Annotated in this window: 11 protein-coding genes; 6 read left to right on the top strand and 5 right to left on the bottom strand. The window is 41.5% G+C overall.

Annotated elements, in window-relative coordinates:
• Positions 1-30: 30 nt before the first annotated feature.
• Positions 31-441 carry a winged helix-turn-helix transcriptional regulator gene (locus ACFFGT_RS18535; RefSeq protein ID WP_377024024.1) on the bottom strand — a complete coding sequence of 137 codons (411 nt, stop codon included), beginning with the start codon at positions 439-441 and terminating at the stop codon, positions 31-33.
• 131 nt (positions 442-572) lie between these two features.
• Between ACFFGT_RS18535 and ACFFGT_RS18530 the strand changes: the two genes are divergently transcribed.
• A complete protein-coding gene (locus tag ACFFGT_RS18530) occupies positions 573-1337 on the top strand; it encodes an SDR family oxidoreductase (RefSeq protein ID WP_377024023.1) in 765 nt (254 codons plus the stop codon).
• Positions 1338-1411: 74 nt separating this feature from the next.
• Here the strand turns inward: ACFFGT_RS18530 and ACFFGT_RS18525 are convergent, their stop codons facing one another.
• On the bottom strand, positions 1412-1753 hold the full coding sequence (locus ACFFGT_RS18525) for a hypothetical protein (protein ID WP_377024022.1): 342 nt from the start codon (positions 1751-1753) through the stop codon (positions 1412-1414).
• 266 nt (positions 1754-2019) lie between these two features.
• Here ACFFGT_RS18525 and trxA point away from each other — a divergent pair, with 266 nt between their 5' ends.
• Both trxA and ACFFGT_RS18515 read left to right on the top strand, forming a co-directional pair.
• Positions 2020-2340: a thioredoxin gene (gene trxA, locus ACFFGT_RS18520; RefSeq protein WP_022831961.1), complete on the top strand. Its 321-nt coding sequence runs from the start codon at positions 2020-2022 to the stop codon at positions 2338-2340.
• A gap of 104 nt (positions 2341-2444) precedes the next feature.
• On the top strand, positions 2445-3365 hold the full coding sequence (locus ACFFGT_RS18515; protein ID WP_377024021.1) for a DUF58 domain-containing protein: 921 nt from the start codon (positions 2445-2447) through the stop codon (positions 3363-3365).
• Positions 3366-4155: 790 nt separating this feature from the next.
• On the opposite strand, the gene ACFFGT_RS18510 is transcribed toward ACFFGT_RS18515, so the two are convergent.
• Together ACFFGT_RS18510 and ACFFGT_RS18505 are read right to left on the bottom strand one after the other, a co-directional pair.
• Positions 4156-5475 carry a sensor histidine kinase gene (locus ACFFGT_RS18510; RefSeq protein WP_377024020.1) on the bottom strand — a complete coding sequence of 440 codons (1320 nt, stop codon included), beginning with the start codon at positions 5473-5475 and terminating at the stop codon, positions 4156-4158.
• 13 nt (positions 5476-5488) lie between these two features.
• On the bottom strand, positions 5489-6166 hold the full coding sequence (locus ACFFGT_RS18505; protein ID WP_377024019.1) for a response regulator transcription factor: 678 nt from the start codon (positions 6164-6166) through the stop codon (positions 5489-5491).
• A gap of 213 nt (positions 6167-6379) precedes the next feature.
• On the opposite strand from ACFFGT_RS18505, the gene ACFFGT_RS18500 reads away from it, so the two are divergent.
• Both ACFFGT_RS18500 and ACFFGT_RS18495 read left to right on the top strand, forming a co-directional pair.
• Positions 6380-7840 (top strand): glycoside hydrolase family 130 protein, encoded by a 1461-nt coding sequence (locus tag ACFFGT_RS18500; protein ID WP_377024018.1) that lies wholly within the window; start codon positions 6380-6382, stop codon positions 7838-7840.
• A 244-nt stretch (positions 7841-8084) separates the two neighbouring features.
• Entirely contained in the window at positions 8085-8753 is a 669-nt protein-coding gene (locus ACFFGT_RS18495) for a hypothetical protein (protein WP_377024017.1), read from the top strand.
• Here the strand turns inward: ACFFGT_RS18495 and ACFFGT_RS18490 are convergent.
• Positions 8750-9433 carry a phosphatase PAP2 family protein gene (locus tag ACFFGT_RS18490; protein WP_377024016.1) on the bottom strand — a complete coding sequence of 228 codons (684 nt, stop codon included), beginning with the start codon at positions 9431-9433 and terminating at the stop codon, positions 8750-8752. The genes ACFFGT_RS18495 and ACFFGT_RS18490 overlap by 4 nt on opposite strands.
• A gap of 80 nt (positions 9434-9513) precedes the next feature.
• Between ACFFGT_RS18490 and ACFFGT_RS18485 the strand changes: the two genes are divergently transcribed.
• Positions 9514-11229 (top strand): amino acid permease, encoded by a 1716-nt coding sequence (locus tag ACFFGT_RS18485; RefSeq protein ID WP_377024015.1) that lies wholly within the window; start codon positions 9514-9516, stop codon positions 11227-11229.
• The last annotated feature ends 1 nt before the right edge of the window (position 11230 follow it).

Genomic DNA, 11230 nt, shown 5'->3' with positions numbered 1-11230 from the left:
GGAGATGTGCAAACGAGCGCAAGGTCTTAATTACACTTCCTCCTTCACCACTTCATCATCCTGTTTAATCAAAGTATAACAAGTATAATCAGGCTTTATAACGTCACCGTTGGCGTTGGTTATGGTCATGTAATGGCTGCCCCAGGTTTCGAGGGTGTAAAATATAGATGATAGTTCCTGGCCTATGGGGGTGAGGGAATATTCAACTCTTGGCGGTACTTCGGGGAAGATGGTTCTGGTAACTATGCCGTCTTCTTCCAGCTCACGTAATTGCTGCGAAAGCATCTTTTCGGTCATGCCGCCAATGTTGCGGTTTATTTCACTGTAACGCTTCTGACCGGTTAGTAACTGGTTTATTATTTTCAGTTTCCACTTACCGCTGATCACGCTCAGGGCGGCTTCCATAGTGCAGGAATAATCGGAATGTCTGTTCTTTGTCATAATGAAAAAGGCGATATATCGATTGCATCAAACCGGCTCATAACCTACCAAAAAGTATGTTCCATACAAAATGGTGCATTCTTGTGGGGGGCTTCAACTTAGTGTACATTTGATGTATCAAAACAAAGATAATGAAAAAGTTACAAGGAAAAACAGCAGTAATAACAGGCGGCAACAGTGGCATAGGCCTGGCCACAGCACAGGAGTTCATAGCACAAGGTGCAAAAGTGATCATCACCGGCAGAAACCAAAATTCAATTAATGAGGCACTTGAAATACTTGGTGCTGATGCTAAAGGCGTAATTGCGGATAGCGGCGATATGAACCAGGTTAAACAGCTTGGCGAAAAAGTAAAAGCTATTGCCGAAAAAATTGACATCGTATTTGTTAATGCAGGTATTGGCCAGTTCAATTCAACCGAGCAAATGAGCGAGCAGATGTTTGACGATATCATGAACATCAACTTTAAAGGTGCTTACTTCAGCATTCAGCAATTGTTACCATTAATTAACGATGGTGGTTCTATCATCCTTAACACATCTATCAACGCACATATAGGTATGGCCGGTGCAACTGTTTATGCAGCAAGTAAAGCGGCATTGCTTTCATTAGCTAAAAACATTTCGGCCGAATTATTACCACGCCGTATCAGGGTTAACTCTGTAAGTCCCGGCCCGGTAGTAACACCTTTACATACTGCCGATAAATTAGGCTTAACCCAGGAACAACTGGAAGGCATGGGTGCCGAACTGGTAAAACAGATCCCAATGGGCCGTTTCGGTTTAGCAGAAGAAATTGCCAAAACAGTAACCTTCTTCGCTTCTGATGATTCGACATTTATAACTGGTGCCGAGCTGATTGCTGATGGTGGTATGGCCACTTTGAAAGGCGCATAATTAATAAAGAGAATTTGTCCGGGTCTTCACAAATTTGGGTATTGTGAGTTGTTATTGAGGACACGGACAATGTATTAACCAATGACCGGCGGCTGTAGCTTCCGGTCATTTTTTGTTTTGATAAGGTAAATGATGTAGCTTAATATAAACGTAACAGGTGATGTTATCGAAATAAGTAAAATACCGCCTAAAAACACAGCTGTTTCGGGCGTAAAACAAGCTGGACTTATTCTATTATGTGTTTCCCCACTAATGTACGTCGCTGCAGTGGAGAACCCTATTCCTGCTATTATTGATAAGGTCATGATGGCAATCAGTGGTAAGCGGATACGCCCTTTGATTCTCAAAACCGAGAGGGCTATCTGCAGCACAGGAGCCAGGATAATGAGCAGCAATGAAATAATTACTAATAACATAGTATATAGCTGTAATGTTAATTAATACCGGCAATGTTAAAAAGTAACCCGCCTGCATAGTTGTTTATATGCTTTGTAAACAGGTAATTTGTGTTAATACGTCATGTCGCAAAGCTGTATTAAAGGGTGTGGATGCGACAAATGGTCATGCCTGCGCTAAGGGTGTGTATTATGATAATATAATTGTCACATTGTCAGTAGTACACTTGTGGCAAGCAATTTGAATAGCATATATTTGTAAATACAAAATTTAAAAAATAGAAATCATGGCTTTAGAAATAACTGATGCAAACTTTGACGAGCTTGTCCTGAAATCAGACAAACCGGTATTAATTGACTTTTGGGCAGAATGGTGTGGTCCGTGTAGGATGGTAGGTCCGGTAGTTGAAGATATTGCAAAAGAATATGAAGGCAAAGCTGTTGTTGGTAAAGTAGACGTTGACAACAACCCAGGTATATCTGTAAAATACGGTATCCGTAACATCCCTGCCTTATTGTTCTTCAAAAATGGCGAAATTGTGGATAAACAAATCGGCGCTGTGCCAAAATCAGTATTAACTGATAAACTTGCAAAACAGTTAGCATAACCCCTAAGCTTATTTAATGCTATCCACTGTAGCATTAACACAACATATTTTAGTGAAAAAGCGTTGCAATTTTGCAACGCTTTTTTTATGCCCTATATTAGCCTATGCCCAAATTAAACGAAGATCAGCAAATAAGGCAACTGGCCAATCTGGAGCTGCTGGCCCGGCAGGTGGTAGAAGGCTTTATCACAGGTTTGCACCAAAGCCCTTTTCACGGATTTTCGGTTGAGTTTGCCGAGCACCGCCTGTACAACAACGGCGAGTCGGTAAAAAATATCGACTGGAAGCTGCTGGCCCGTACCGATAAATTGTTTGTTAAGCAGTTTGAAGAGGAAACCAATCTTCGTTGTTTCCTGCTGCTGGATACCTCATCATCCATGAATTTCCCCGAAGCAGGCACTAACAAACTGCAATTTTCGGTTTATGCCATAGCATCGTTGATGTACCTGTTCAAAAAGCAGCGCGATGCATTTGGGCTTTGTATGTTTTCGGATAAGATTGATTGGATCAGTGCTGCAAAATCAACCACAACGCACCTGTTTTATTTATATGCCGAGCTGGAAAAAATGTACGCCAGCCCTAAAGCAAATACGCAAACCAATATCACCAATGTGCTGCACCACATAGCTCAGGAAATCCATCAGCGCTCCTTGGTGATCATTTTTAGCGATATGCTGGAGAATAACCTGGATGCCGGAAAGCAACAGGCTTTATTCGCAGCTATTCAGCATTTGAAATTTAATAAGCATGAAGTGGTGATTTTCAACGTTACCGATAAACAAAAAGAATTGGAGCTGAACTTTGATAACCGCCCCCATCATTTTGTTGATATCGAAAGTGGTGACGAACTGAAAGTAAACCCGGCCCGTATCCGCGATGCCTATAAAGCATCGTTAAAGGAATATCGTCATCAGCTGGAACTGAAGTGTGCCCAGTATCATATCGATCTGGTTGATGCTGATATCCATGAAGGTTATCATCATATTCTGAATGCTTATTTGGTTAAGCGCAACAAGATGATATAGGAGGAGTTTATAAAAACAAAATCGTCATTAAGGTACGAAGCAATCGTGAACATTAGTCACAAGTCATCCACCCTTCAGCCCACCCACACAAGGCTTGCGCCATTGGGGGAATATTTAGAACGCGGTGAGCCTCAGGGTCCTCTGCGAGTTTAAGTTAACCCACAAAATTATTTTGTCGTTTAATCAGAAAAGCGGCTTGTTTTGACCCTCTGGGGCAAAGGATAATTCTATAATTTTACACGCTACAAACCTTTTGCACCTCTGGTGCACCTGTCCTCAAGCACATCTCAATTAATACCTGTTTATCAAATTATAAAATTCCCCCAGAGGGGGAAAAGGTTTGTAGAAATAACGTCCCAGCCCTCCCCCGAACCCCAGAGGGGTTCAACTCACGCGGATTATCAAAGCGATTTGAAATCCGATTTTGTGGGTTAACTTAAACCTGCGAGAGACCCTGAGGGAACATAAGATGCTTCGTGCCTACCCACGACATAATTAAAAAAAACTGTCATCCTAAGGTACGAAGGATCTTCTTCAACAAGCATGGCCGCTATACAGGGCGAAGAAGATGCTTCGTACCTCAGCATGACAAAGGGATAAATGTCATTTTTAACCTTCAAAGTCCCTGGATTTTACCTACCCAGCATGACAGTAATTAATAAAATATTTCTTTTAGGATAACAAAAAAGGCTGTTTCCATCTGGAGAACAGCCTCTATAGTTAAATAGGGGATCTACTTATAAAATAAACTTTGTAAATGTATTGATACAATGTGAAGAATAAGTGAAGCCTAATCGCGGTTAAATATGAGGTATACGCTGGTGCCTTTGTCTTTTACCGAATCTATTTTTACCCTGATGTTATGAAAAGTAGTAATACTTTTTACAATGGCTAAGCCAAGGCCATAACTTTCCTTTTCTTCTGTTTCAAATTTTTCGAAGCGGTTAAAAGCGTTTTCTATTTGTTGCTGGTCCATGCCTGCACCGGTATCGGTAATCTCCAATATGTAAACATCTTCCTTAAGTTCATCAGCAACAGTGATACTGCCTTTGGGTTTGTTGTACTTGATGGCATTATTAATGAGATTGAACAACAGGGTATGCATGAGCGGGCGGTTGCCCATGAGGGAATAAATATATTTGATATTGTTGTTAAAGGTTAGGTGCCTTTCTTCCAGGCGGTCTTCCAGTTCTTCCTCAATCTCCATAATTACGCCTGCTATCATCACCATATCGGCCTTGTCATACTGGTTGTTCTCAACTTTTGAGATCAGCAAAAGGCTATTGATGATTGATTTAAGGCGGTTTAATGTTTTTAGCGAAGCATGCATCTTATTTTCGCTGGCCTCGCTAAGTTCTTCCTGCAATAAAATATTCTCCAATCTTGAGCTGATAATTGAAATTGGCGTAAGCAATTCATGCGATACATTGGCAATAAACTGTTTTTCCAGGCTAAACAGGTTACTGATCTTTTTCATGAGCGTGCTGATGCTGTCGTCAAGCAGTTCAAAATCCTGGGTAGTGGTTTTTATTTTTTCATAATCAAAGTTCATCGGGTCATTTACTTTGATCAGTTTGCGGTCGATGATCTTATAAAAAGGGGCAAGCAAAAATTTGGTAAATACCAGGTCACTTACCAGGGTAAGGGCAAGGGCAATTACCAGTGTTAAAAGGGTAAACCTTTTAATGATTGATTTTAGTTCTTCAATGGAGGTAATTGCCACGCCAATTTCAAGCAGATAGGTATGGTTGTTAAAATTAAACTGGTGGGTTAATATGCGGTAAGTTTGTGTAACCTGGTCACTGGTGCGGGTTTCGGTTGTGAATTTTGCGCCCTGGGTTTCCGTAGGCTGAAACTTAACCGGCCTGATAATAATGAATTCCTCTTTTAAGATATTGTAATCGGTATACGGTTTTTGATCTGAAAGTTTACTGTTGATCTCTTTGGAGCTGAGATTTTTAAGCGTTTCCCGTTCATTTTCCTCAAGCCTTAGTTCTACGTGATCGTATGAGATCTTTTCAATAGAAAGCAGGATAAGCAGGCCCGTAAAAAGTATGATGGCTAACTTGGTTAACGTATTATAAAGGGCCAGTTTTACCTGTAATTTCATGTAGCTGTTATTTTCAGATATTGATGCGGTAACCGATGCTTCTCACTGTTTCAAACCAGTCGATAGGGATATAAGCCGATAGTTTTTTGCGCAGGTTTTTAACATGTACATCCACAAAATTGGAATCGGAGTTTATTTCCAGTACATCGCCCCAAACGTGCTCGGTGAGGTTAGTGCGTGATATTACCCTGTTTTTGTTAAGCACCAGGTAGTTAAAGATCTCGAACTCTTTTTTGGTGAGGGCTATCCGTTCATCGTTATAAGTAACGGTGCGGTTTTGTATGTTGATCTTCAAACCTTTTACATTAATGTCATTACTTTCCAGGCGGTGTTTACGGCGGGTAATGGCATGCATGCGGGCCAAAAGCTCATTCAGCGAAAACGGTTTTGCCAGGTAATCATCGGCACCCTGTTCCAAGCCCGATACCCGGTCATCAACTGCGCCGCGGGCTGTGAGGATAATTACAGCATCTTCGCGCTCATTCATGCCTTTCAGCATTTTAAGCAGGTCAAAGCCGTCGCCATCAGGTAAACCGAGGTCGAGCAGGATAAAGTCATAATTGTTTACGAAGATTTTTTCAGATGCCGATTTTTTAGTCCGGGCATGTTCAACCGTAAAGCCTTCGTGGCTTAAAAATTCATCAACTTCAAGCGCAAGGCCTTTTTCGTCTTCAACAATTAATACGTTCATAATTGTGCAAGTTTACAAAAACTATAAATAAGGGTTACAGGATCAGGATGTTTACGGCAGGTAAAATACCATACCAAAGATTAACAAAACATGAAGATAGGCTTTTATAACGGCCTGTAAAGTGTCATTTTTTAAATCTTGCGTTTAAATTAAAAAAGCATAAATCAATTTGCAGTTATTGGTGTTACAAACTAAAAGCTACCACTTCATTGTATGAGACTTTCTATCGAACGCAAACCCATCCGAGTAAATCCCGATCCGAAACGTGTAATAGCAAGGTTTTTTTTTAATGGGAACGACCGCGCCAAAGAAGTTATTGAGCGTGTGATGCTTATCAGCGAAGATGATGCTTTTGGCATTGTATCACCCTTGCTGCAGGAATATTCCAAAAGGCACCGTAATATTACCCGTGTGCTTAACAGGCATTGCAGCAAGCTCAAACCCTTGTTTCAGGAGTTGGATATTGATTTTGATACGCTTACCGTTTATCGCAAACTGCTCATAGGTTCCTATTTTACGCACGAGTATTCTATTGAGTCGGCTGCGTTCTTTAACCCTTCTATTGTGGAAGATCCTGATCAGACCGAACTGGAAGACGGGCAGCGCCGGGTGATCATCAGCTTCAGGGCGGTAGGCGAGGGGCATATTTCCTCCATAACCTTCCGCCGTGCTTTAATTGATAAATTTAATAATATTACCGTACAGCCAGCCGGCAGCTATATTGATGAAGCCGAAATTGTGCGGAATGCCGTTTATAATAAAAAGCTGTTTTTTGAAAAGGCAGCCATCACCCAAATCAGTATCGATGTAATAAACGAGCTGGAATCAAAGCTTGATCATCATTTTGAGTACGCCAACCTGCGCCGGATCATCATGGATTCGCAAAAACTGCAGGAAAGTGATATGAAACGCCTGGAGTACGATAAAGTGCTCTGGCTTGCAGACTCCTATTATGAAATTGTTTTTTCGCTGGATACCGATATTTCCGATAGGGTGATCTTCCCGATATCCGAGTACGAACGTAAAGGTATTGAAGATGCCCGCTTTGTACAGTTCACCAATGATGACGGGAGCAAGCTTTATTACGCTACCTATACCGCTTATGATGGTTCGCTGATCATGCCGAAACTGCTGCAAACAACAGATTTTTATAATTTCAGGATTATGCCTTTGTACGGTGCAGGGGCACAGAATAAAAACCTGGCCCTGTTTCCGCGCAAGGTAAACGGCAAGTATGTGATGATATCACGGATAGATGGCTGCAATAATTATATCATGTATTCGGATAAGATCAATATCTGGGAAAAGCCGGTGATGCTGCAGCAGCCTAAATTTAGCTGGGAATTTGTGCAGATAGGTAATTGCGGCTCGCCCATTGAAACGGCCGACGGCTGGATCATGATAACCCATGGTGTTGGCCCCATGCGGCGCTATGTACTGGGGGCAAGTTTGCTGAAACTGGATGACCCGGCGGTTGAGATCGGCCGTTTGAAAGAACCTTTGCTGATCCCGAACAGTGATGAGCGCGAAGGTTATGTACCCAATGTACTTTACTCATGCGGGGCCATAGTACATAATAACAAGCTCATTATTCCATACGGCGTTTCCGACTCATCAACTGCTTTTGCCGAGGTAAGTTTAGATGAGCTCTTAATCAAGTTGAAAGAAGCCTAAAGCGGAATGCCGAAAACAAAAAGCTTTTAAATTCAAAATCCTCCAACCGTCATTGCGAGGTACGAAGCAATGACGGTTTTTTATTTATGTGGTTAAAATTCGCCCCAATAAAAAAGCTTTAAGCCTTCGGGTTTCTGCTTTTAGCTTGCGTTTATAATGTTGATTTTAAGTCATTTAACCATCATCTAAATCTCAAGATGTATTATTAGTTAAAACTTATTCTTCTTTTTCAAGTTAGATAAATATGAAAAAGATAATTTTAAGCTTAAGCATAATGCTGTTTTCGCTTGCAGGTTTTAGCCAGGCATTTAAACCTGTAAAGATAGATAGCCTTATTACGGTTTCATTACCCGAGGGTTTTATCAAAAAGGATACATTAGGTCAGCAGGTATACCAGGGTACTGCAACATTAGGGAATATTCTTGTTTTGCGTGTACCAAATGCTAATACCAAACCTTTAAATAAAGAAAAAGACCTGAAAGATGTATTTAAAAACTACATCAACGGTATTCAAAAACAATCTGTTAATGGTAGCGTAATGTATCCGCGTGATACCACTATTGGTAAACTGGAAGGTAAAGTATTTACCCTCAGGATTGATAACAGCGGCTCAACAGGCGAATCGCCCGAGTTAAGGAATTTTATCCTGTTATATACCCAGGAAGCAACTTATACCTTTGAGTATAATTACCCTGAGCAAAGGGCTAATCTTGCAACGGCCGAACTGAAACAGTTTTCGGGTTCTATCAAGATTGCACCTGCTTTAGATCGCCGGGATCAGTACCTTTCTGATGCAAAGGGCATGTCTACCCCAGCCAAAATAGGTATTTATGGTGGTGGCGCCGTTATAGTGCTCATCATTGTGTTAACCGTGGTAAAACGTAAAAACAGGCAACTGGAAGCAGGAGTTTAATTAATAGCAGGGGCTTTTTTGAAAATGATATCAAACAGGCCCCTGTTCCATTTGGCCGAATTGATGAACTGTTTACCATCAAGCCAGGTGAGCCAAAATATAGTAACAAACACACCAAGGGCCGAGCCCGCAAGCACATCCTCATAAAAGTGCTCGGTTAAATACATTCTTGAATAGCCAACCATTATGGCAACAAACAAGGCTGGGATACCCCAGCCTTTGTTTTTACATAGGTACGTTATAACAAGTGCCGCCGAAAAAGCGCTCACTGTATGCCCCGAAGGGAAGCTGTATTTTTCTAATATATAAACACCTTCTACCGTGTGAACCCTGCTCCATTGATCGGCAAAGTAAAGCTTTGGCCGCGGAGCTATATAAATGTATTTAAGGATCTGTGCAGCTATAGATGTTATTGCATAGCTTGATGCCAGCAGTAGCCAGTTACGGTAGCTGAAAAAGAGCATAGCAAGCGATAATATTACGGCTGTAGTGCCATCGCCAAGGTCGGTAACATAGGGCTCAATGGCATCAAGCCAGGGTTGGTGCCAGCTGTTTACGGTAAAAAAAATAGCCTCCCGGCTATACAGCAGTTTGATGATCAAACAGGTCAGTAAAACGATAAGGTAAAGGATAAAAAAAGGCCTGATCCTGTACAAAACGTCTTTTATTCCTATCTTCATGTCGCAAAGTAAGCATATACTTATTCAATGCAAAAAAATGATTAATTTTGAGATTGATTAGCACTAATTAATTAAACTACATGTCGAAAAGTATCTTTCGTAAAAAATCAGTAGCAAAAATATTACATGATGTTGAATGTGGCTTTAGCGACAGTGAGCACCCCGGCTCAGCATCAACCCAACTCAAAAAAGAACTTAACGTCAAAGACCTCACCCTCATGGGCATCGCCGCAGTGGTAGGTGCAGGTATCTTCTCAACCATCGGCGAAGCATCCTTTCAGGGCGGGCCCGGTGTTAGTATATTATTTATCATTACCGCTGTAACCTGCGGCTTCTCAGCACTTTGCTATGCCGAATTTGCATCGCGCATCCCGGTTGCAGGCAGTGCATATACTTATGCTTATGCATCATTCGGCGAACTTATCGCCTGGATCATTGGCTGGGACCTTTTAATGGAATATGCTATCGGTAACATCGCAGTAGCCATTTCATGGAGTACTTATTTTGTGAACCTGTTGGAGGGTTTCCATATCCACATGCCAAGTTATCTTTATACCGATTATCTTTCGGCATTCAGGGCGCATGAAGAAATAGCCAAACTCACAGCTAATCATGACCTGGCATCAATTACTGATACGCTAAAAATTAACGCATCCGCCTGGGCAACTGCTCCGGGCTTTGGCAGTTTTAAATTCATCGCAAATTTACCTGCGCTGGCTATCGTGTTGATCATTACCTACCTGGTTTATATAGGGATCCGCGAAACCAAACGTGCTACCAATGCTATGGTTTATCTGAAGATAGCCATTGTGTTAGCAGTTATTGTAATTGGCTTTTTTTATGTAACCCCGGCCAACTGGCACCCTTTTATGCCTAACGGTTTTGGCGGGGTAATGAAAGGCGTATCCGGCGTGTTCTTCGCATACATTGGTTTTGATGCCATATCAACCACTGCCGAAGAATGTGAAAAACCCCAGCGCGATTTGCCAAGGGGAATGATTTATTCGCTTGTGATATGCACGGTTCTTTATGTTTTAATATCGCTGGTGCTTACGGGCATGGTAAGCTATAAAGACCTGCAGGTTGGCGATCCTTTAGCCTATGTATTTGCTAAAGTTGGTCTGCATAATGTTAGCTATGTGATTTCAATTAGCGCGGTAATAGCTACAGCAAGTGTATTGTTGATATTCCAGTTAGGCCAGCCGCGCATCTGGATGAGCATGAGCCGGGATGGATTATTGCCAAAAGTTTTTTCCCGCATCCACCCCAAATATCAAACACCATCTTTTTCAACAATTGTTACCGGCTTTGTGGTAGGTGTGCCAGCGTTGTTCTTAAATCTTACTGTAGTGACAGATTTAACCAGTATAGGTACCCTGTTCGCGTTCGTATTGGTTTGCGGTGGCGTTTTGCTTTTACCCCGCGAAGAAGCAGTTAAAGGGAAGTTTCACTTGCCTTACATCAACTCGCAGTGGATAGCCCCTTTGGTTTATATCATATGCCTGGTTTTTTTCTGGAAACAATTTACAGGTCTTTTTTCGGGCGAAAACCTCCACCAAAAATTTCCGTTTTTCCTTTTTATATTGCTGTCAACCAGTTTAACGGTACTTGCTTTTATTAAAAAGCTTTCCCTTATCCCTGTTTTAGGTTTATTAAGCTGCTTTTATTTAATGGCCGAATTAACTTACGATAGCTGGATCCGCTTTTTAGTATGGCTGATAGCCGGTTTGGTTATTTACTTTACCTACAGCTACAAAAACAGTGTATTAGGCAAAGAAGAAACAAAAGCTGCGTAAA

Origin of the sequence: Mucilaginibacter angelicae (assembly GCF_042434235.1) — a bacterium.
In the GTDB taxonomy this organism is placed as follows: Bacteria; Bacteroidota; Bacteroidia; order Sphingobacteriales; family Sphingobacteriaceae; genus Mucilaginibacter; species Mucilaginibacter angelicae.
The sequence above is the reverse complement of the archived record's forward strand: the minus strand, read 5'-3'. Positions and strand labels throughout refer to the sequence as shown.

Excerpts from the sequence above, each read along its gene's own strand:
- ACFFGT_RS18535 (WP_377024024.1), bottom strand. The coding sequence starts at position 441 with ATGACAAAGAACAGACATTCCGATTATTCCTGCACTATGGAAGCCGCC.
- ACFFGT_RS18530 (WP_377024023.1), top strand. The coding sequence starts at position 573 with ATGAAAAAGTTACAAGGAAAAACAGCAGTAATAACAGGCGGCAACAGT.
- ACFFGT_RS18525 (WP_377024022.1), bottom strand. The coding sequence starts at position 1,753 with ATGTTATTAGTAATTATTTCATTGCTGCTCATTATCCTGGCTCCTGTG.
- trxA (WP_022831961.1), top strand. The coding sequence starts at position 2,020 with ATGGCTTTAGAAATAACTGATGCAAACTTTGACGAGCTTGTCCTGAAA.
- ACFFGT_RS18515 (WP_377024021.1), top strand. The coding sequence starts at position 2,445 with ATGCCCAAATTAAACGAAGATCAGCAAATAAGGCAACTGGCCAATCTG.
- ACFFGT_RS18510 (WP_377024020.1), bottom strand. The coding sequence starts at position 5,475 with ATGAAATTACAGGTAAAACTGGCCCTTTATAATACGTTAACCAAGTTA.
- ACFFGT_RS18505 (WP_377024019.1), bottom strand. The coding sequence starts at position 6,166 with ATGAACGTATTAATTGTTGAAGACGAAAAAGGCCTTGCGCTTGAAGTT.
- ACFFGT_RS18500 (WP_377024018.1), top strand. The coding sequence starts at position 6,380 with ATGAGACTTTCTATCGAACGCAAACCCATCCGAGTAAATCCCGATCCG.
- ACFFGT_RS18495 (WP_377024017.1), top strand. The coding sequence starts at position 8,085 with ATGAAAAAGATAATTTTAAGCTTAAGCATAATGCTGTTTTCGCTTGCA.
- ACFFGT_RS18490 (WP_377024016.1), bottom strand. The coding sequence starts at position 9,433 with ATGAAGATAGGAATAAAAGACGTTTTGTACAGGATCAGGCCTTTTTTT.
- ACFFGT_RS18485 (WP_377024015.1), top strand. The coding sequence starts at position 9,514 with ATGTCGAAAAGTATCTTTCGTAAAAAATCAGTAGCAAAAATATTACAT.